The 19729-nt window shown below is 56.5% G+C and carries 18 protein-coding genes; 14 read left to right on the top strand and 4 right to left on the bottom strand.

All coding sequences use genetic code 11. The features are described from left to right. The first annotated feature begins 140 nt into the window (after nucleotides 1–140). From ACMGGU_RS07950 to uspE, 7 genes are all read left to right on the top strand, one after another. Nucleotides 141–1451: a M20 family metallo-hydrolase gene (locus ACMGGU_RS07950; protein ID WP_262805532.1), complete on the top strand. Its 1311-nt coding sequence runs from the start codon at nucleotides 141–143 to the stop codon at nucleotides 1449–1451. Further along, nucleotides 1451–2896 carry a M20 family metallopeptidase gene (locus ACMGGU_RS07945; RefSeq protein WP_252077265.1) on the top strand — a complete coding sequence of 482 codons (1446 nt, stop codon included), beginning with the start codon at nucleotides 1451–1453 and terminating at the stop codon, nucleotides 2894–2896. The genes ACMGGU_RS07950 and ACMGGU_RS07945 overlap by 1 nt, the downstream gene beginning before the upstream one ends. 41 nt (nucleotides 2897–2937) lie before the next feature. Continuing rightward, on the top strand, nucleotides 2938–4464 hold the full coding sequence (gene abgT, locus ACMGGU_RS07940; protein WP_045910351.1) for a p-aminobenzoyl-glutamate transporter: 1527 nt from the start codon (nucleotides 2938–2940) through the stop codon (nucleotides 4462–4464). Nucleotides 4465–4474: 10 nt separating this feature from the next. After that, a complete protein-coding gene (gene ogt / locus ACMGGU_RS07935) occupies nucleotides 4475–4990 on the top strand; it encodes a methylated-DNA--[protein]-cysteine S-methyltransferase (protein ID WP_045910350.1) in 516 nt (171 codons plus the stop codon). Nucleotides 4991–5173: 183 nt separating this feature from the next. Continuing rightward, nucleotides 5174–5926, top strand: a complete 753-nt coding sequence (gene fnr, locus ACMGGU_RS07930; RefSeq protein WP_006174991.1) for a fumarate/nitrate reduction transcriptional regulator Fnr — start codon at nucleotides 5174–5176, stop codon at nucleotides 5924–5926. A 135-nt stretch (nucleotides 5927–6061) separates the two neighbouring features. Further along, nucleotides 6062–6256 (top strand): hypothetical protein, encoded by a 195-nt coding sequence (locus ACMGGU_RS07925; RefSeq protein ID WP_044596726.1) that lies wholly within the window; start codon nucleotides 6062–6064, stop codon nucleotides 6254–6256. A gap of 109 nt (nucleotides 6257–6365) precedes the next feature. After that, nucleotides 6366–7316, top strand: coding sequence for a universal stress protein UspE (gene uspE / locus ACMGGU_RS07920; protein WP_032640084.1), 951 nt, complete (start codon nucleotides 6366–6368; stop codon nucleotides 7314–7316). A 120-nt stretch (nucleotides 7317–7436) separates the two neighbouring features. On the opposite strand, the gene pntB is transcribed toward uspE, so the two are convergent. Both pntB and pntA read right to left on the bottom strand, forming a co-directional pair. After that, nucleotides 7437–8825: a Re/Si-specific NAD(P)(+) transhydrogenase subunit beta gene (gene pntB, locus ACMGGU_RS07915; RefSeq protein ID WP_021241158.1), complete on the bottom strand. Its 1389-nt coding sequence runs from the start codon at nucleotides 8823–8825 to the stop codon at nucleotides 7437–7439. 10 nt (nucleotides 8826–8835) lie between these two features. Next, nucleotides 8836–10365 carry a Re/Si-specific NAD(P)(+) transhydrogenase subunit alpha gene (pntA, locus tag ACMGGU_RS07910; RefSeq protein WP_008500544.1) on the bottom strand — a complete coding sequence of 510 codons (1530 nt, stop codon included), beginning with the start codon at nucleotides 10363–10365 and terminating at the stop codon, nucleotides 8836–8838. Between the two features lie 535 nt (nucleotides 10366–10900). On the opposite strand from pntA, the gene ydgH reads away from it, so the two are divergent. The 3 genes from ydgH (at nucleotide 10901) to folM (ending at nucleotide 14174) form a co-directional block, all read left to right on the top strand. Further along, entirely contained in the window at nucleotides 10901–11845 is a 945-nt protein-coding gene (gene ydgH, locus ACMGGU_RS07905; RefSeq protein WP_262764148.1) for a DUF1471 family protein YdgH, read from the top strand. A 184-nt stretch (nucleotides 11846–12029) separates the two neighbouring features. Then, nucleotides 12030–13412: an amino acid permease gene (locus tag ACMGGU_RS07900; protein WP_045910348.1), complete on the top strand. Its 1383-nt coding sequence runs from the start codon at nucleotides 12030–12032 to the stop codon at nucleotides 13410–13412. A 39-nt stretch (nucleotides 13413–13451) separates the two neighbouring features. After that, nucleotides 13452–14174 (top strand): dihydromonapterin reductase, encoded by a 723-nt coding sequence (gene folM / locus ACMGGU_RS07895; RefSeq protein WP_111966815.1) that lies wholly within the window; start codon nucleotides 13452–13454, stop codon nucleotides 14172–14174. On the opposite strand, the gene ACMGGU_RS07890 is transcribed toward folM, so the two are convergent. After that, complete coding sequence (locus tag ACMGGU_RS07890) at nucleotides 14171–14506, bottom strand: GlpM family protein (protein ID WP_063621474.1); 336 nt, start codon at nucleotides 14504–14506, stop codon at nucleotides 14171–14173. The genes folM and ACMGGU_RS07890 overlap by 4 nt on opposite strands. 128 nt (nucleotides 14507–14634) lie before the next feature. On the opposite strand from ACMGGU_RS07890, the gene rstA reads away from it, so the two are divergent. From rstA to tus, 4 genes are all read left to right on the top strand, one after another. Beyond that, nucleotides 14635–15351: a two-component system response regulator RstA gene (rstA, locus tag ACMGGU_RS07885; protein WP_021241154.1), complete on the top strand. Its 717-nt coding sequence runs from the start codon at nucleotides 14635–14637 to the stop codon at nucleotides 15349–15351. Nucleotides 15352–15595: 244 nt separating this feature from the next. Further along, nucleotides 15596–15856: a hypothetical protein gene (locus ACMGGU_RS07880; RefSeq protein ID WP_262801803.1), complete on the top strand. Its 261-nt coding sequence runs from the start codon at nucleotides 15596–15598 to the stop codon at nucleotides 15854–15856. 75 nt (nucleotides 15857–15931) lie between these two features. Continuing rightward, nucleotides 15932–17230, top strand: coding sequence for a two-component system sensor histidine kinase RstB (gene rstB / locus ACMGGU_RS07875; protein ID WP_045910344.1), 1299 nt, complete (start codon nucleotides 15932–15934; stop codon nucleotides 17228–17230). Between the two features lie 73 nt (nucleotides 17231–17303). Beyond that, a complete protein-coding gene (gene tus, locus ACMGGU_RS07870) occupies nucleotides 17304–18233 on the top strand; it encodes a DNA replication terminus site-binding protein (RefSeq protein ID WP_048222816.1) in 930 nt (309 codons plus the stop codon). On the opposite strand, the gene fumC is transcribed toward tus, so the two are convergent. Next, nucleotides 18234–19628, bottom strand: a complete 1395-nt coding sequence (gene fumC, locus ACMGGU_RS07865) for a class II fumarate hydratase (RefSeq protein WP_048030720.1) — start codon at nucleotides 19626–19628, stop codon at nucleotides 18234–18236. Nucleotides 19629–19729: the final 101 nt, after the last annotated feature.

The following is a 19729-nucleotide window of genomic DNA, read 5'->3' as shown; positions in this document are numbered from 1 at the left end:
AAACTGTCATCTACTTTACTGGAAAGGGATGTGCGAGGGTAATTCCTGAACGGTTAAAACTGTGAAAAATCGGTTAGTGATAAGTAAAAACTATCACAGCGTGAAGCAGTTCACATATTTTAATGATGACAGGAACAGATATGGACACACTGGCGCACTACATCCAGACGTTAACCCCGCAACTGAGCGCGTGGCGTCGCGATTTTCACCATTTTGCGGAATCCGGCTGGGTAGAGTTTCGTACCGCCGCGAAAGTCGCGGAGACCCTGGACTCGCTGGGTTACGCGCTGGCGATGGGGCGCGACGTCGTCGATGCCGAAAGCCGGATGGGGCTGCCCGATGACGCGACCCTGGCGCGAGAATTTGCCCGCGCGCGCAAGCAAGGCGCGCCTGAGAAATGGCTGGCGCCGTTTGAAGGCGGCTTTACCGGCATTGTTGCCACCCTGAATACCGGACGCCCTGGCCCAACCCTGGCGTTTCGCGTGGACATGGACGCCCTTGATTTAAGCGAAGCGCTCGACAACAGCCATCGCCCGTTCCGCGACGGGTTTGCCTCCTGCAATCCGGGAATGATGCACGCCTGCGCACACGACGGCCACACCACCATTGGTCTGGGGCTGGCACAGGTGCTTAAGCAGAATGAAGCCCGGCTGAACGGCACCATCAAGCTGATCTTCCAGCCTGCCGAAGAAGGAACGCGCGGCGCGCGCGCCATGGTTGCCGCCGGGGCGCTGGATGACGTGGACTATTTCACGGCTATCCATATTGGTACCGGCGTCCCTGCCGGTACGGTAATCTGCGGCAGCGATAACTTTATGGCCACCACCAAGTTCGACGTGAGCTTCACCGGCGTGGCCGCACACGCGGGCGGTAAGCCGGAGGACGGTCGTAACGCTCTGCTCGCCGCCGCGCAGGCCGCCCTCGCCCTGCACAGCATCGCCCCGCACAGCGACGGCGCATCCCGGGTAAACGTCGGCGTGATGCAGGCGGGCAGCGGACGCAACGTGGTGCCCGCGAATGCGCTGATTAAGGTTGAAACCCGCGGTGAAAGCGAAGCGATTAATCAGTATGTCTTTGAACGCGCGCAGGCGGTGATTACCGGCGCAGCGGCGCTCTACGGCGTGAGCGCGGAGATGCGCCTGATGGGGGCCGCCACCTCCAGCGCGCCGACGCCGGCCTGGGTTGATTATCTGCGCGAACAGGCGAGCCAGGTTTCCGGGGTTGTTCACGCCATCGATAAGGTGAAAGCCCCGGCCGGATCCGAAGACGCCACGCTGATGATGGCCCGCGTGCAGCAGAACGGCGGCATGGCGTCCTATATGGTGTTTGGCACGGATTTGAGCGCCGGACATCACAACGAAAAATTCGACTTCGATGAGCAGGTGATGCCTGTCGCCATCGAAACGCTGGCGCGAACTGCGCTGAATTTCCCGTGGACGCGAGGTGTGTAATGCAGGAGAACTACGCTTTTATTGCCGATGCGATCGATACGCGATGTCGGACGTTAACCGATATTGCCGACGCGATCTGGGATCGCCCCGAAACCCGCTTTGAAGAGTTCTGGTCCGCCGAACGGCTGGCCAGCGAGCTGGAAGCCGAAGGCTTCACGCTGACCCGCGAGGCAGGCGGTATTCCAAATGCCTTTATCGCCAGCTTCGGCAGCGGAAAACCGGTTATCGCCCTGCTGGGCGAGTACGACGCGCTGGCCGGGTTAAGCCAGCAGGCACACTGCGCGACCGCGCAAACCGCCACGCCGGGGGCTAACGGCCACGGCTGCGGACATAACCTCTTAGGCACCGCGGCGCTTGCGGGCGCGGTGGCGGTGAAAAGCTGGCTGGAGCAGCACGGCGGCAGCGGAACGGTGCGTTTTTACGGCTGTCCCGGTGAAGAAGGCGGCTCCGGGAAAACCTTTATGGTGCGCGAAGGGCTGTTTGATGACGTCGATGCCGCCGTCACCTGGCACCCGGAAGCCTTTGCCGGGATGTTTAACGTCAGCACGCTGGCGAATATTCAGGCCGCCTGGCGTTTTCACGGCGTGGCGGCGCACGCGGCCAACTCCCCTCACCTGGGACGCAGCGCACTGGACGCCGTGACGCTGATGACCACCGGCACCAACTTCCTTAACGAACACATTATCGAGAAAGCGCGCGTCCATTACGCCATTACCGATACCGGCGGGATTTCACCCAACGTGGTGCAGGCGCAGGCCGAGGTGCTGTACCTGATCCGCGCCCCGGAGATGGCGGATGCGCAGCAGATCTACGAGCGCATCGAGAAAATTGCCCAGGGCGCGGCGATGATGACCGAAACCACCGTCGAATGCCGCTTTGATAAAGCCTGCTCCAGCTACCTGCCGAACCGCACGCTTGAGGCGGCGATGTATCGCGCCCTGCAGCACTACGGCACGCCGGAGTGGACCAACGAGGAGCGAGAGTTTGCCCGCGAGATCCGCGCCACGCTGACGCCCAACGATTTGCAAAACAGCCTGAAAAATATTGCCGCCACGGGTGGCGAAGCAGGTAAAGCCTTTGCCCGTCGTCATCAGGCGACGCTGCTGGTGGATGAAGTCGCGCCTTATGCCGTCACCGACAACGTGCTGGCAGGTTCAACCGACGTGGGTGACGTCAGCTGGAAAATGCCGGTCGCCCAGTGCTTCAGCCCCTGCTTTACCGTCGGCACGCCGCTGCATACCTGGCAACTGGTATCTCAGGGGCGAACCTCTATTGCCCACAAAGGCATGCTGCTGGCCGGGAAAGTGATGGGCGCGACCGCGCTCAATCTGCTGCAGGACGCCGCGCTGCTGAAAAAATGCCGTGAAGAGTTCGAACAACAAATAGAAGAAAAACCGTACGTGTGTCCGATCCCACAAGGCGTGACACCGTCACCTTTAAAATAAAAAAACACAACACAACAACACAACAGTCCCGAGGAACGCCCATGAGTATGTCATCCATACCTTCGCATTCCCCATCCGGTAAGCTCTATGGCTGGGTTGAAAGGATCGGCAATAAAGTGCCGCACCCTTTCCTGCTTTTTATCTATTTGATTGTGATTTTGATGGTCGCCACCGCCGTGCTCTCCGCCTTTGACGTCAGCGTGCGCAGCCCGGCCGACGGCAGCCTGGTGGCAGTGAAAAACCTGCTGAGCATTGAAGGGCTGCACTGGTTTTTACCCAACGTGATTAAAAACTTCAGTGGATTCGCCCCGCTCGGCGCCATTCTGGCGCTGGTGCTGGGCGCCGGTCTGGCTGAACGCGTCGGCCTGTTGCCCGCATTGATGGTGAAGATGGCTTCTCACGTCAGCGCGCGGTACGCGAGCTACATGGTGCTGTTTATCGCCTTCTTCAGCCATATCTCCTCCGACGCCGCGCTGGTGATCATGCCGCCGATGGGGGCGCTGATCTTCCTCGCCGTCGGGCGCCATCCCGTGGCGGGTCTGCTGTCCGCGATTGCGGGCGTGGGCTGCGGTTTTACCGCTAACCTGCTGATCGTCACCACCGACGTGTTGCTCTCGGGCATCAGTACGGAGGCGGCGAAAACCATTGATGCGGCCATGCACGTCAGCGTGATCGACAACTGGTACTTTATGGCAAGCTCGGTGATTGTCCTGACGATTGTCGGCGGACTGATTACCGATAAGATCGTCGAGCCGCGACTGGGTAAATGGGAAGGCCGCAGTGATGAAAAGCTGGAAACCCTGAGCAAAGAGCAGCGCTTCGGCCTGCGCGTGGCGGGGATTGTCTCGCTGGCGTTTATTGCCGCGGTGGCGCTGATGGTGGTACCGGAAAACGGCATATTGCGCGATCCGGTTAAACATACCGTCCTGCCTTCGCCGTTTATCCAGGGCATCGTGCCGCTGATTATCCTCTTTTTCTTTGTCGTCTCGCTCGCCTACGGTATCGCCACCGGTAAAATCCGTCGCCAGGGCGATCTGCCGCAGCTGATGATCGAGCCGATGAAAGAGATGGCGGGCTTTATCGTGATGGTGTTCCCGCTGGCCCAGTTTGTGGCGATGTTTAACTGGAGCAACATGGGCAAGTTTATGGCCGTGGGCCTGACCGACGCGCTGGAGGCGGCCGGGTTAAGCGGCGTACCGGCGTTTGTCGGCCTGGCGCTGCTCTCCTCCCTGCTGTGCATGTTTATCGCCAGCGGTTCCGCCATCTGGTCGATTCTGGCACCGATCTTCGTGCCGATGTTTATGATGCTGGGGTTCCACCCGGCTTTCGCGCAGATCCTGTTCCGCATCGCGGACTCTTCGGTCATTCCGCTGGCGCCGGTTTCGCCGTTTGTTCCGCTGTTTTTAGGCTTCCTCCAGCGCTATAAACCCGAGGCCAAACTGGGTACCTACTATTCGCTGGTTTTACCCTACCCGCTTATCTTTTTAGGGGTATGGCTGGTGATGCTGGTGGCATGGTATCTTGTCGGCCTGCCGATTGGACCGGGGATTTACCCGAGGCTGAACTAAAGGAATGAGGATGCTGAGATTACTCGAAGACAAGATTGCGACGCCGCTTGGCCCGCTGTGGGTGCTCGCGGACGAGCAGTTTTGTCTGCGCGCCGTTGAGTGGGAAGAGCACAGCGACCGCATGGAAGAACTGCTTGCGATTCACTACCGCTCACAGGGGTATGAACGTATCCGCGCCACCAATCCGGGTGGACTGAGCGACAAGCTAGCGGCGTACTTCGAAGGCGATCTCAGCATCATCGACACGCTGCCCACCGCCACGGCAGGCACCCCTTTTCAGCGCGAAGTGTGGCAGGCGCTGCGGGCCATTCCCTGCGGACAGGTGATGCATTACGGCCAGCTCGCGGAGCAGTTAGGTCGCGCAGGGGCCGCACGCGCCGTAGGCGCCGCGAACGGCTCTAATCCGGTCAGCATCGTGGTGCCCTGCCATCGCGTTATTGGCCGCAACGGTACCCTGACCGGCTATGCCGGTGGCGTGCAGCGAAAAGAGTGGTTACTGCGTCACGAAGGGTATCTTTTGCTCTAGTTCCCAGGCTTTTTGTGCTTAATTTTCTACCGGTTAGGCTAAAAATCCATAATCAAGCTGTGGAATTTCAAGAAGATGGCGACGCATTGTCGTCTCTTGTCCTTATTGAGGGTTTGTCAGGCTTACGTACTTACCAAAAAGATGTTAAAATTGACCAATATCAATTAAGGCTTGAGCAAACCTATGATCCCGGAAAAGCGAATTATACGACGCATTCAGTCTGGCGGTTGTGCTATCCATTGCCAGGATTGCAGCATCAGCCAGCTCTGTATCCCGTTTACCCTGAATGAGCATGAACTCGATCAGCTTGATAATATCATCGAGCGTAAAAAGCCTATTCAGAAAGGGCAGACGCTGTTTAAAGCGGGAGACGAACTGAAATCGCTCTATGCTATCCGTTCTGGCACCATCAAGAGCTACACCATCACCGAACAGGGCGATGAGCAGATCACCGGCTTCCATCTGGCAGGTGACCTGGTAGGCTTTGATGCCATCGGTACGGGCCATCACCCGAGCTTTGCTCAGGCACTCGAAACCTCGATGGTTTGCGAAATTCCGTTTGAAACCCTGGACGATCTGTCCGGCAAGATGCCTAACCTGCGTCAGCAGATGATGCGTCTGATGAGCGGTGAGATCAAAGGCGATCAGGACATGATTCTGCTGCTTTCTAAAAAGAACGCAGAAGAGCGTCTGGCCGCGTTTATCTACAACCTCTCCCGCCGCTTCGCCGAGCGTGGCTTCTCGCCGCGTGAATTCCGTCTGACCATGACGCGTGGCGATATCGGTAACTACCTGGGTCTGACCGTGGAAACCATCAGCCGTCTGCTGGGTCGTTTCCAGAAAAGCGGGATGCTGGCCGTTAAGGGTAAATATATCACTATCGAAAACGGTGAAGCGCTGGCCGTTCTTGCCGGGCACGCCCGCAACGTGGCGTAAACGCCATACGTATACAGCCAGACCGATAAATTTTCCTGATTTAGCGGTCTGGCCTGTCACCCCGTCCTTTATCTGACCTTTTCACCGTAGCACGTCCCCACACAGCACCAAAAAGGTTCTCGTTGAGGTTATGAATTGAGAGAAAGTTTGTTTTTCGTTTCAGTCGTGATTGCCTCCGTGACCTTTATCTTCATCTGGATCATGCTTGTCGGCCCAATGAAGGGAGAGGAAAAAACCTACGTTCAGGATTCCACGACCTTTGCGATAGCGGTGATGGTGCTGCTGTTTATTGCGTTTGTTGCGGTAACGACCACGGTGCTTTTCCTCTGATAAATTTTCATGAATTATTGATCTGGCAAAACCTCCCCTCTGTTTCATTCAGGATATATAGGTTACTCTTTTAATTACAGACTGTGGTGACAGTAGTAAGGAGACCTGTATGGCCAAGTATCAAAACATGCTGGTAGCAATCGATCCGAATCAGGACGATCAGCCGGCATTACGACGTGCTGTGTATTTACATCAACGGATTGGTGGCAAAATCAAAGCGTTTTTGCCGATCTATGACTTCTCGTATGAGATGACCACCCTTCTGTCGCCTGACGAGCGCACCGCTATGCGTCAGGGCGTCATCAGCCAGCGTACCGCCTGGATCCGCGAACAGGCGAAGTATTACCTGGAAGCAGGTGTGCCCATTGATATTAAAGTGGTCTGGCACAACCGACCTTTCGAAGCCATCATTCAGGAAGTCGTTGCCGGTGGGCACGATCTGCTGCTGAAGATGGCGCACCAGCACGACAAGCTGGAATCCGTGATCTTCACCCCGACAGACTGGCATTTGCTGCGTAAATGCCCTTGCCCGGTCTGGATGGTGAAAGACCAGCCGTGGCCTGAAGGCGGGAAAGCCGTTGTGGCGGTAAACCTCGCCAGCGAAGAGGATTACCACAATTCGCTGAACGAGAAGCTGGTGAAGGAGACTATCCAGCTTGCCGATCAGGTCAATCATACCGAAGTGCATCTGGTTGGCGCCTATCCGGTCACCCCGATTAACATCGCCATTGAACTGCCGGAATTTGACCCGAGCGTGTACAACGACGCGATTCGCGGTCAGCATCTGCTGGCCATGAAAGCGCTGCGCCAGAAATTCAGCATCGATGAGAAAATGACCCACGTGGAAAAAGGGCTGCCTGAAGAGGTGATCCCAGACCTGGCTGAACACCTGCAGGCGGGGATTGTGGTGCTGGGTACCATTGGCCGTACCGGTATTTCTGCCGCCTTCCTCGGCAATACCGCCGAGCAGGTGATCGACCATCTGCGCTGCGACCTGCTGGTTATCAAGCCGGATGAGTACCAGACGCCGGTTGAGCTCGACGATCCGGAAGACGATTGACCCCTAACGCCCGGCGGCGCAAGCTTGCCGGGCCTACAAAACCGTAGGCCGGGTAAGCGTGAGCGCCACCCGGCAATAAAAAAACCGCCGGATTCGGCGGTTTTTTCGTTTCAACGCAACTTACAGCGCTTTCAGAATCGCATCCACGCTGGCTTTGGCATCGCCAAACAACATGTGGGTGTTCTCTTTGAAGAACAGCGGGTTCTGCACCCCGGCATAGCCGGTATTCATTGAACGTTTAAACACGATCACGTTCTGCGCCTTCCACACTTCCAGAACCGGCATCCCGGCGATTGGGCTACGTGGATCGTCCTGCGCCGCCGGGTTAACGGTGTCGTTAGCCCCAATGACCAGCACGGTGTCGGTGTCGGCGAAATCATCGTTGATCTCATCCATCTCCAGCACGATGTCGTAAGGCACTTTCGCCTCCGCCAGCAGCACGTTCATGTGGCCTGGCAGACGCCCCGCCACCGGGTGAATACCAAAGCGCACCTTGATACCGCGCGCGCGCAGCTTCTCGGTGATTTCCGCCACCGGATACTGCGCCTGTGCCACCGCCATGCCGTAGCCCGGGGTGATAATGACCGAGTGCGAGTTCTTCAGCATCTCGGCGGTATCTTCCGCGCTGATCTCACGGTGCTCACCCACTTCCTCATCGGAACCGGTAGACGAGCCGTCAGAACCAAAGCCACCGGCGATGACGCTGATGAACGAGCGGTTCATCGCCTTACACATGATGTAAGACAGGATCGCACCCGAAGAACCCACCAGCGCACCGGTAACGATCAGCAGGTCGTTGCTCAGCATAAAGCCCGCCGCCGCCGCCGCCCAACCGGAGTAGGAGTTCAGCATGGAGACCACCACTGGCATATCCGCACCACCGATGGACGCCACCAGATGCCAGCCGAAGGCCAGCGCGATGATGGTCATCACCAGCAACGCCAGCACCTGCAGACCGACGCTTTCGGTACGCACGAAGACCACCAGCAGCACAAACGACACCACCAGCGCAGCCAGGTTCAGCTTATGACGGTTTGGCAGCATCAGCGGCTTAGAGGAAATCTTCCCGCGCAGCTTGCCGAACGCGACAATGGAGCCGGTGAAGGTGACCGCACCGATGAAGATACCGAGGAACACTTCCGTCAGGTGAATATTCACCAGAATCGGTTCCAGACCCGGCGTGTGGTACAGGTAGCTGTTGAAGCCCACCAGCACCGCGGCCAGACCCACAAAGCTGTGCAGAATCGCCACCAGCTCCGGCATCTCGGTCATTTCAACGCGTTTCGCCAGGCGAATACCAATCGCACCGCCGATGATCATCGCCACCAGGATCCACGCTACGTTGCCAGTATCCGGCCCGAAGATGGTGGCAATCAGCGCAATCGCCATCCCGGCGATACCAAAGTTATTCCCCTGCTGAGACGTTTCGTGTTTGGAAAGCCCCGCCAGACTGAAAATAAACAGGATTGCAGCAACAATGTATGCGGCTGTCACTAATCCTCCAGACATATGCTACCCCTTAGCCTTTACGAAACATTTTCAGCATGCGCTGAGTCACGGTGAAACCACCGAAAATATTGATACTGGCGATCAGCACCGCGATAAAGCTCAGGAAGCTGATCCAGCCGCCGTGGCCAATCTGCAGTAACGCCCCCACCACGATGATCCCGGAGATGGCGTTGGTTACCGACATCAGCGGCGTATGCAGCGCATGGGAGACGTTCCACACCACGTAGTAGCCCACGACGCAGGAGAGCGCGAAGACGGTAAAGTGGCCGAGGAACTCTTTCGGCGCGACGTCAGCCAGCCAGCCGAAGAGAATAATCACCAGCGCCATGATCGCGTATTTGCGCCACGGGGAAGCCGGTTTGGCAGGTTCTTTTGGCTCAGGCGCCGCTTTAGGCGCTGCCTGAGGCTGGGCCGAAACCTGAATCGGTGGCGCAGGCCAGGTAATTTCACCTTCACGCACCACGGTCACACCGCGCACCACCACGTCGTCAAAATCGACGGTGATGTTGCCGTCTTTCTCTTTGCAAAGCAGCTTCAGCAGGTTGACGAGGTTAGTGCCGTACAGCTGAGAAGACTGGGTCGGCAGGCGACCCGGCAGATCGGTATAGCCGATCACCTTCACGCCGTTCGCGGTCGTGGTCACCTGATTCGCTACGGTATATTCACAGTTGCCGCCGTTTTGCGCAGCCAGGTCGACAATCACGCTGCCCGGCTTCATGGAGTCAACCATCTCACGGGTAATCAGCTTCGGCGCCGGTTTACCCGGGATAAGCGCGGTGGTGACAATGATGTCGACATCTTTCGCCTGCGCGGCGAAAAGTTCCATTTCGGCTTTGATAAAGGCTTCGGACATCACCTTCGCGTAACCATCACCGCTGCCCGCTTCTTCCTTGAAGTCCAGCTCAAGGAATTCGGCGCCCATACTCTGGACCTGTTCCTTCACTTCAGGACGGGTATCGAAAGCGCGCACGATAGCGCCCAGGCTGTTTGCCGCACCGATGGCGGCAAGTCCCGCCACGCCCGCGCCAATCACCATCACCTTCGCCGGAGGGACTTTACCCGCCGCGGTGATCTGACCGGTAAAGAAGCGACCAAATTCGTGGGCCGCTTCAACGATGGCGCGATAGCCCGCAATGTTTGCCATCGAACTTAAGGCGTCCAGCGACTGGGCGCGCGAAATACGCGGCACGGAGTCCATCGCCATGACGGTAACGCCGCGCGCAGCCAGTTTTTCCATCAGCTCAGGATTTTGCGCAGGCCAGATAAAGCTCACCAGCGTGGTGCCCGGATTCAGCAGCGCAATCTCACTCTCTTCCGGTGCGTTGACCTTCAGAATTACCGGCGACTGCCATACGTCGGCACCGTCCACCACTTCCGCGCCAGCCTGGATAAAGGCCTCGTCATCGAAACTCGCCAGTTTGCCTGCGCCGCTTTCAACCGCGACGGTAAAACCCAGCTTAAGCAGTTGCTCCACCGTTTTCGGTGTTGCCGCTACGCGGGTTTCATTGGCTAACCGTTCTTTTGGTACCCCAATACGCATAGTTTTCCCTTCCATCGGTTTTTGATGATGGTTTATCGATAAATGCCCGCGGTTTGTATCATTTTTCGCCATCACACAAGCAATGAGACACAATTCACCCCGGAAAATAAAACAGTAACAAACTGTCTATAACCTACTGAAAATACCGGCCGTGATCTACCGCCAGAAAACACTATTTCTTACTTTATCTGTGAAAAATAAGCGATCGGCGTCACTGACAGTGATATTTACCTTAAATTCATCGCCAGAACCGATAATTCGCGCAAGCGAAGCGGTAAAAACATGATATAGCGCCATAAGAGAACAACTTATTAACATTAAATTAACTTGTAAAAGTCATAAGCTTTATCAGTTTTACTTGTCAAACGCGTGTTTTTTCAACATATCACTAAATGTTATCGAATAAGGTGATTCAGTGAGCACTGGCTGTGAAAAATGGCGCAGACAGCGACGGGTTTTAAATGCCATAATCGGGACCGTCTCAAATTAACAACAATACCAGTACATGGTTTGCGCAAGGCGAAGGATCATTTTTATGAAGCTTAAGAACACACTCCTGGCGTCCGCACTTCTCTCCGCGACCGCCCTGTCTGCGAATGCCGCAACAGAGTTAACGCCGGAGCAAGCGGCAGCGTTAAAACCTTTTGACCATAAGGTCATTGTGGGTCGTTATAATTCTATTGGCGACGCCGTCGCCGCTGCATCAAAGGCCGCTGATAAAAACGGGGCAGCCTCGTTTTATGTTGTTGACCAGTCTGATAACGGCAACAGCGGTAACCAGCGCGTGACCATTGCGCTGTATAAAGACAACGCGCCAAAAGCTGACGCAGCGAAAAATCGCGTGATCAACGGTATTGTTGAACTGCCGAAAGATCAGGCAATTGCGCTGGAACCGTACGACACCGTCACCGTTCAGGGCTTCTACCGCAGCCAGCCTGAAGTGAACGATGCCATCACCAAAGCCGCGAAAGAGAAAGGGGCCTACTCGTTCTACATCGTGCGTCAGGTCGATGCTAACCAGGGCGGCAACCAGCGTATTACCGCGTTCATCTATAAAGAAGATGCGAAAAAACGTGTTCTGCAGAGCCCGGATGCGATTCCGGCGAACTCAGAAGCCGGTCGCGCGGCGATAGCGAAAGGCGGCGAAGAAGCGAAGAAAGTGGAAATCCCAGGCGTCGCAACGACGGCTGCGCCAAGCGCTGAAGTGGGCCGTTTCTTTGAAACGCAGTCCACGAAAGGTGGCCGTTATTCGGTTACGCTGCCAGACGGTACCAAAATTGAAGAGCTGAACAACGCCACTGCCGCGCAGATGGTGCCGTTCGACAGCATCAAATTTACCGGCAACTATGGCAACATGACGGAAGTCTCTTACCAGGTCGCGAAGCGTGCGGCGAAGAAAGGGGCGAAGTTCTACCACATCACCCGCCAGTGGCAGGAACGTGGTAACAACGTGACCATCAGCGCCGATCTGTACAAGTAACAAAATCGTTTGAGAAAGGCGGCGCAATGCCGCCTTTTTTGTTACTTTTTTTGAATTTCTGCCACACGTCATTGCATGCTTTCGTTACACTCCGTAAAATCCCGCGCCTTAGTGTGATCCACCATTTTTATGCGCCTGAGCGAAATAATTATTCTGGATTTTGACCTTTCATAACAGGAAGCCAATGGAAAAGAAACTTGGCCTGAGTGCTCTGACTGCACTCGTTTTAAGCTCAATGCTGGGTGCGGGCGTATTCAGTTTGCCGCAAAATATGGCGGCCGTCGCCAGCCCGTCTGCGCTCATCATTGGCTGGGGCATTACGGGAGTCGGAATATTGCTGCTGGCCTTCGCCATGCTGCTGCTGACCCGCATTCGCCCGGACCTGGACGGCGGCATTTTCACCTATGCCCGTGAAGGCTTCGGCGAGCTGATTGGCTTCTGTTCCGCATGGGGATACTGGCTGTGTGCGGTTATCGCCAACGTCTCCTATCTGGTGATTGTCTTCTCGGCGCTCAGTTTCTTTACCGATACGCCTGAATTGCGCCTCTTTGGCGACGGGAATACCTGGCAGTCTATTGTGGGCGCTTCGGTATTACTGTGGTTCGTCCACTGGCTGGTGCTGCGTGGCGTACAAACGGCCGCCAGCATTAACCTGGTGGCGACGCTCGCGAAGCTGGTTCCGCTCGGCCTGTTTATCGTTCTGGCCTTTATTGCGTTCCGTCTCGACGTGTTTAAGCTCGATTTCAGCGGCGTTGCGCTGGGCGTCCCCGTCTGGGAGCAGGTGAAAAACACGATGCTGATTACCCTGTGGGTATTCATCGGCGTTGAGGGTGCGGTTGTGGTTTCTGCCCGGGCCCGAAATAAACGCGATGTAGGCCGCGCCACGCTGCTGGCCGTACTGGCTGCGCTCGGGGTCTATCTGCTGGTAACGCTGCTGTCGCTGGGCGTGGTAGCGCGTCCTGAACTGGCTGAAATGCGTAACCCGTCAATGGCAGGCCTGATGGTGAAAATGCTCGGCCCCTGGGGCGACGTGGTGATTGCGGCGGGTCTTATTATCTCCGTCTGCGGAGCCTACCTGAGCTGGACCATCATGGCGGCTGAAGTGCCCTTCCTGGCCTCTACGCACAAAGCGTTCCCACGGCTGTTTGCGCGTCAAAACAAAAACAGCGCGCCGTCTGCCTCACTCTGGCTGACCAACATCAGCGTTCAGATCTGCCTGGTGCTGATCTGGCTCACAGGTTCAGACTATAACACGCTGCTGACCATCGCCTCGGAGATGATTCTGGTACCCTATTTCTTAGTGGGTGCGTATTTGTTAAAAATTGCCACTCGCCCCGCGCATTATGTCGTGGGTGTCGGAGCCTGTATTTACGGCCTGTGGTTGTTGTATGCTTCCGGACCTATGCATCTGCTGCTGTCGGTGGTGCTGTACGCACCGGGTCTGCTGGTGTTCATCTACGCCCGCCGCACGCATCAGCTGGAGAACGCGCTGAAACGCCGCGAAATGGCATTAATTGGACTCTTACTGGTTGCTGCCGTGCCGGCAACCTGGATGTTAGTGGGATAGCATCGCCTTTCCCATTGTTGAACTGTAAAGGAGAATACGATGGGAAATGCACCGCTTCGCCCCATACTGATCACCGGTGGAGGCCGCCGTATCGGCCTCGCTCTCGCCCATCACTTTCTCAACCTTCGCCATCCGGTCATTGTGAGCTACCGTACGGAATACCCGTCGATTGAAGGGTTACGCAAAGCCGGGGCGGTCTGCATTCAGGCTGATTTTTCAACCGATGAAGGCATTCTGGCCTTTGCGGAAAAGGTGAAATCCACCACTGCGGGGCTGCGCGCCGTGATCCATAACGCCAGCGCATGGCAGGCCGAGAAATCCGGTAACTCGCTCAGCGAAACGCTTGCCGCCATGTTGCAGATCCATGTTAATACCCCTTATCTGCTGAACCATGCTCTGCAGGATCTGCTTCGCGGCCACGGGCATGCTGCGGGCGACATCATTCACTTCACTGATTATGTGGTGGAGCGCGGTAGCGACAAGCACATCGCCTATGCGGCCAGTAAAGCCGCGCTGGATAACATGACCCGCTCGTTTGCCCGCAAGCTCGCCCCCGAGGTGAAGGTGAACGCCATCGCCCCGGCGATGATTTTATTCAACGAAAACGATGATGCGGAGTATCGCCAGCAGGCGCTGAATAAGTCGCTCATGAAAATTGCCCCGGGCGAGAAAGAGGTCATCGACCTCGTGGATTACCTGCTCACCAGTTGCTACGTCACCGGCAGAACCTTTGCCGTGGACGGCGGCCGACCGCTGCGTTAGTGAAAGCGGCTCCAGACGAAAATTAACAGCCAGGCGCTGAGCCCCCAGCAGACCACCGCCCCGCTCAGCGCCAGTGGAAGACGCAGAAAACCGGTGAAATACCACAGCGAAAGCAGGTAGAGAAAATACGGAATGATTGACCACATGCCAAACACGATGGTCGTGCGTAACGCTTCCGTACCGCGTTCAGACGCCACGATATAGTGGGCAATGAGTGCAAAGGTCGGGAAGAGAGGGATCAGCCCGGCAATATAGTAGTTTTTCGTTTTCGCCAGCATGCCAATCAGCAACACCACCAGCGCGCCCAGCCCGGCTTTGATCACCAGCCCCATCGTTTTCCCTATAATAATCAACTCACAATATCAGCCAGAATAACGGAACCGACGTTAATTTTGAAAGATTAATGGAAGGTTAAGGTTTCGCGGTGTATGTTGGCTTTTTTCACGAAAACAGACGCTGTATGAATAAGATTGTTTATGTTGAAGACGAACCCGAAGTCGGGCAGCTGATCGCCGCCTATCTGGGTAAACATGATATGGACGTCATTGTTGAACCTCGCGGCGATCGTGCCGAAGAGGTGGTCGTCCGTGAAAACCCGGATCTGGTATTGCTGGATATTATGTTGCCTGGCAAAGACGGCATGACGCTCTGCCGGGACCTGCGCGCCCGTTGGGAGGGCCCTATCGTCCTGCTCACCTCACTGGACAGCGATATGAACCATATTTTGTCGCTGGAGATGGGTGCCAATGATTACATTCTGAAAACCACACCGCCTGCCGTCCTGCTCGCTCGCCTGCGCCTCCATTTACGCCAGCACGCCAGCATCGAACGCGAAGCACCGGCGCCGTCTCTGACGCCGCACAAAGCGATGCGCTTCGGTACGCTGTCTATTGATCCGATTAACCGTCAGGTGCTGCTCTCTGGCGAGCTTATCGCCCTTTCCACCGCAGATTTTGACCTGCTATGGGAGCTGGCAACGCATGCCGGGCAGATCATGGACCGTGACGCGCTGCTGAAAAACCTGCGTGGCGTAAGCTATGACGGAATGGACCGCAGCGTTGACGTGGCGATTTCGCGTCTGCGCAAAAAACTGCAGGATAACGCCACCGAGCCCTACCGCATTAAAACCGTGCGTAACAAGGGCTATCTGTTTGCCCCACATGCGTGGGAAACCTGATCGCCGGATAAGATAACCTGTGCGAAATGAAGGCATTGCGCGACGATGCCTTCTCTTCGGGCGTTTATTTTTACGTTTGCGCAACAATTAACTTGCTAAGCACGCGAACTATTCCATAATTACCTTCTCGACTCTCCTTTCTTCAGCTCGCCCCGCTCTTGCGATTGTTTTACTCATTTTCGCCGTGAAGCTTTCACGACATCTCTCACATAAATCTTGAAATGAGGATTTAAGCTCATGAATTATGTATAGCTACGGTCAGGTAGAAGCGATAAAAACCAATCTTGAGTGGATTGTTAATCAGGCAACCCTGAACCACGCCTCCCCCTCACGCACCGATCAAAAAGCGCTCTTTGACCTGCTGGAACTCATCCAGTCTTACGAAATACTGCTGGACCTCATCAGCGAATACGGAACGGATGTGATTGATACGCACATTGCGAAAGGCCTGGCCGTGACGGAAAAATTCATCGCCAAGGTAAAAAACAGCGCGAAAGCCATGTAACACGCTCGACAGACGTGAAAAACTCGAAGGGTTTTCATGTATATTCTGCACATAGCGTTTTTTCGGTGAGATCCAATGAAAAAGCTGTTTGTGCAGTTTTATCTTTTACTGTTTGTCTGCTTCCTGGTGATGACCATGCTGGTCGGGCTGGTCTATAAATTTACCGCCGAACGTGCGGGCAGGCAGTCTCTGGACGACCTGATGAAAAGCTCGCTGTATTTGATGCGCAGCGAGCTGAGAGAGATCCCGCCACACGACTGGGCGAAAACCCTGAAAGAGCTGGATCTCAATCTGTCATTCGATTTACGCATCGAGCCGTTGAAAGATTTCGATCTGGACCCGCCCGCCATGCAGCGTCTGCGCGACGGGGATATCGTCGCGCTGGATGAGAAATACACCTTTATCCAGCGTATTCCGCGCAGCCATTACGTGCTGGCCGTCGGGCCGGTGCCCTATCTCTATTATCTGCATCAGATGCGCCTGCTGGACATGGCGCTGATGGCCTTTATCGCCATTTCGCTGGCGTTTCCGGTTTTTATCTGGATGCGCCCGCACTGGCAGGACATGCTGAAGCTGGAATCCGCCGCGCAGCGTTTTGGTGAGGGACACTTTACCGAGCGCATCCACTTCGACAGCGGTTCCAGCTTTGAACGTCTGGGCGTGGCCTTTAACCAGATGGCCGATAACATCAATGCCCTTATCGCCAGTAAGAAACAGCTCATCGACGGGATTGCGCACGAGCTGCGCACGCCGCTGGTGCGCCTGCGCTATCGTCTGGAGATGAGCGAGAATCTGACAGAAGCAGAGTCTCAGGCGCTTAACCGCGACATTGGCCAGCTTGAGGCGCTGATTGAGGAGCTACTGACCTACGCGCGCCTCGATCGCCCGCAAAACGAACTGAACCTCAGCACGCCGGATCTGCCCGCGTGGCTGCAAACCCACATTGACGACGTTCAGAGCGTGAACCCGCAGCGTACGCTGTTGACGCGCGTTACGCCGGGTGACTACGGCGCACTCGATATGCGCCTGATGGAACGCGTGCTGGACAATCTGATGAACAACGCCATGCGCTACAGCGAAAGTACGCTACAGATTGGGCTGGATTTGCAGGGTAATCAGGCCAGCCTGACGGTAGAGGATGACGGGCCGGGGATTGCGCCGGAGGCGCGCGAAACCGTGTTTGAACCGTTTGTCCGCCTCGATCCCAGCCGCGATCGCGCCACCGGAGGCTGTGGTCTGGGGCTGGCCATTGTCTACTCTATCGCGCAGGCCATGGGCGGCACGGTACATTGCGAGGAGAGCGAGCTCGGCGGCGCGCGCTTCTGCTTTAGCTGGCCGGTGTACCATAACATCGCCCTTCCCGTTCCTGCCTGACCTTAACCGCACGCTGGCCTGACCCGGCGTGCTGTGCTATATGGTAAGTATGTTGTAACTAATGAGGGTACTTATGGCGACCTACGATCTTATCGAACGGCTGAACAGCACGTTTCGGGAAATAGAACACGAGCTGCTGACCCTGACAGAACGTTTGCAGACCTGCCGCCTGCTGGCCGCGCGCGTTTTTACCCTGCCCGAGGTGGTCAAAGGGGCCGAGCACGATCCGCTGGACACCATCGACGTGAAGCAGCACATCGGCAAGGCCGCACTGGAGCTGGCGATGAAACACTATCGCCATCTTTTTATCCAGCAGCAGTCTGAACAGCGCAGCAGCAAGGCAGCCGTGCGGCTACCCGGCGTGATCTGTCTGCAAACCGATGCCGCCGCGCGCGACGCGCTGGAAAGCCAGATTACCCATATCAACAGCCTGAAAGCGGCATTTGAGAAGATCGTTACCGAGGAGTCGGGCCTGGCCCCTGCTGCCCGGTTTGAATGGGTACACCGACAGCTTCCGGGGCTAATTACGCTGAATGCCTATCGTACGCTGACGGTGCTGCGACACCCCGCCACGCTGCGCTTCGGCTGGGCGAATAAGCATATCATTAAAAACTTCACCCGGGATGAGATCCTGGCGCAGCTGGAAAAAAGCCTCAAGGCGCCGCGCACCGTCGCACCGTGGTCGCGTGAGCAGTGGATTGAGCGCCTGGAGCAGGAGTACCACAGCATCGCCTCGCTACCGGCGGATACGCGCCTCAAAATTAAGCGCCCGGTGAAGGTTCAGCCTATCGCCCGCGTCTGGTATTCCGGCCAGCAAAAACAGGTGCAGTATGCCTGTCCAACGCCGCTGATTGCGCTCTATGATGCCGATCAGGGGGCTATCGTGCCGGATATTGGTGAGTTGCTGAATTACGATGCTGAAAATGTCCAGCACCGTTACCGACCCCAGGCGCAGCCGCTACAGCTGATTATTCCGCGGCTGCACCTGTACGTGGCGAGTTGATTATTTCAGACTGCCGACCATCGCCTCGGGGCGTACCCAGGCATCAAACTCCGCCTCCGTCAGATAGCCCAGCGCCAGGGCGGAGGCTTTCAGCGTCAGCCCCTCCTTATGCGCTTTTTTGGCGATCTCGGCGGCTTTGTCGTAGCCAATGTGGGTATTGAGCGCGGTCACCAGCATCAGCGACTCATTTAACAGCTGGCTGATGCGCTCGCGGTTTGGCTCGATCCCCACCGCGCAGTGTTCGTTAAAGCTCTCCATGCCGTCTGCCAGTAGACGAATCGATTGCAGAACGTTGTGGATCACCATCGGACGATAGACGTTCAGCTCGAAGTTGCCGGATGCACCGCCCAGGTTAACGGCCACGTCGTTGCCCAGTACCTGACAGCAGAGCATGGTCATGGCTTCGCACTGGGTCGGGTTGACTTTACCCGGCATGATGGAGCTGCCCGGCTCGTTTTCCGGAATGCTGATTTCACCGATGCCGCAGCGCGGGCCCGAGGCCAGCCAGCGCACGTCGTTGGCGATTTTCATCAGCGAGGCCGCCAGCCCTTTCAGCGCGCCGTGAGTGTGGACCAGCGCATCGCAGGTCGCCAGCGCTTCGAACTTGTTGGGCGCCGTGACGAACGGCTGTCCGGTAATGGCCGCAAGCTCCTTCGCCACGCGCACCGCATACTCCGGATGGGTGTTTAACCCGGTCCCAACCGCCGTCCCGCCGAGCGCCAGCTCCGCCAGGTGCGGCAGGCTGTTCTCAATGTGCTTCAGGTTGTGTTCCAGCATCGCCACCCAGCCGGAAATCTCCTGGCCTAGCGTCAGCGGCGTGGCGTCCTGCAGGTGCGTACGGCCAATTTTGACGATGTCGCGGAAGGCCTGCGCCTTCTCGTTGAGCGTAGATTTCAGGACGTTAAGCTGGGGGATAAGCTGTTCGCGAATCGCAATCACCGCCGCCACGTGCATGGCCGTGGGGAAGACGTCGTTAGAACTCTGGCTCTTGTTGACGTCATCGTTCGGATGAACCTTACGCTCCATGCCGCGCACGCCGCCCAGCAGTTCGCTTGCCCGGTTCGCCAGCACTTCGTTCATGTTCATGTTGCTTTGGGTACCGGAACCGGTCTGCCAGATGGCGAGAGGGAATTCGTCGGGATGCTTGCCCGCCAGCACTTCGTCGGCGGCATTTATGATGGCGGTGGCCTTGTCTGCCGCCAGCAGGCCTAAATCCTGGTTCACTTTTGCGGCCGCGCGTTTGGTGAGGGCCAGCGCCTGAATCAGCGAGACGGGCATTTTTTCAGTCGAGATACGGAAATGCTCCAGCGAACGCTGGGTTTGCGCGCCCCATAGCTTGTCGGCCGGGACGTCGATGGCGCCCATCGAGTCTTTCTCATGGCGTACCGTTGTCATTACTTTCTCCTTGATAACACTGTCGGGATTGCTCACATGCTTAAGGGATAAGTATTGATGACTTCTGAGAAACGTTATGGCGCTTTGTGCGCTCTTTTTGG

The sequence above is a fragment of the Enterobacter sp. BNK-8 genome, from assembly GCF_048685095.1.
In the GTDB taxonomy this organism is placed as follows: domain Bacteria; phylum Pseudomonadota; class Gammaproteobacteria; order Enterobacterales; family Enterobacteriaceae; genus Enterobacter; species Enterobacter quasiroggenkampii.
The sequence above is the reverse complement of the archived record's forward strand: the minus strand, read 5'-3'. Positions and strand labels throughout refer to the sequence as shown.

What these genes read in the sequence shown, in the direction of transcription:
- ACMGGU_RS07950 (WP_262805532.1), top strand. Translation starts at nt 141, where the DNA reads ATGGACACACTGGCGCACTACATCCAGACGTTAACCCCGCAACTGAGC.
- ACMGGU_RS07945 (WP_252077265.1), top strand. Translation starts at nt 1,451, where the DNA reads ATGCAGGAGAACTACGCTTTTATTGCCGATGCGATCGATACGCGATGT.
- abgT (WP_045910351.1), top strand. Translation starts at nt 2,938, where the DNA reads ATGAGTATGTCATCCATACCTTCGCATTCCCCATCCGGTAAGCTCTAT.
- ogt (WP_045910350.1), top strand. Translation starts at nt 4,475, where the DNA reads ATGCTGAGATTACTCGAAGACAAGATTGCGACGCCGCTTGGCCCGCTG.
- fnr (WP_006174991.1), top strand. Translation starts at nt 5,174, where the DNA reads ATGATCCCGGAAAAGCGAATTATACGACGCATTCAGTCTGGCGGTTGT.
- uspE (WP_032640084.1), top strand. Translation starts at nt 6,366, where the DNA reads ATGGCCAAGTATCAAAACATGCTGGTAGCAATCGATCCGAATCAGGAC.
- pntB (WP_021241158.1), bottom strand. Translation starts at nt 8,825, where the DNA reads ATGTCTGGAGGATTAGTGACAGCCGCATACATTGTTGCTGCAATCCTG.
- pntA (WP_008500544.1), bottom strand. Translation starts at nt 10,365, where the DNA reads ATGCGTATTGGGGTACCAAAAGAACGGTTAGCCAATGAAACCCGCGTA.
- ydgH (WP_262764148.1), top strand. Translation starts at nt 10,901, where the DNA reads ATGAAGCTTAAGAACACACTCCTGGCGTCCGCACTTCTCTCCGCGACC.
- ACMGGU_RS07900 (WP_045910348.1), top strand. Translation starts at nt 12,030, where the DNA reads ATGGAAAAGAAACTTGGCCTGAGTGCTCTGACTGCACTCGTTTTAAGC.
- folM (WP_111966815.1), top strand. Translation starts at nt 13,452, where the DNA reads ATGGGAAATGCACCGCTTCGCCCCATACTGATCACCGGTGGAGGCCGC.
- ACMGGU_RS07890 (WP_063621474.1), bottom strand. Translation starts at nt 14,506, where the DNA reads ATGGGGCTGGTGATCAAAGCCGGGCTGGGCGCGCTGGTGGTGTTGCTG.
- rstA (WP_021241154.1), top strand. Translation starts at nt 14,635, where the DNA reads ATGAATAAGATTGTTTATGTTGAAGACGAACCCGAAGTCGGGCAGCTG.
- ACMGGU_RS07880 (WP_262801803.1), top strand. Translation starts at nt 15,596, where the DNA reads ATGTATAGCTACGGTCAGGTAGAAGCGATAAAAACCAATCTTGAGTGG.
- rstB (WP_045910344.1), top strand. Translation starts at nt 15,932, where the DNA reads ATGAAAAAGCTGTTTGTGCAGTTTTATCTTTTACTGTTTGTCTGCTTC.
- tus (WP_048222816.1), top strand. Translation starts at nt 17,304, where the DNA reads ATGGCGACCTACGATCTTATCGAACGGCTGAACAGCACGTTTCGGGAA.
- fumC (WP_048030720.1), bottom strand. Translation starts at nt 19,628, where the DNA reads ATGACAACGGTACGCCATGAGAAAGACTCGATGGGCGCCATCGACGTC.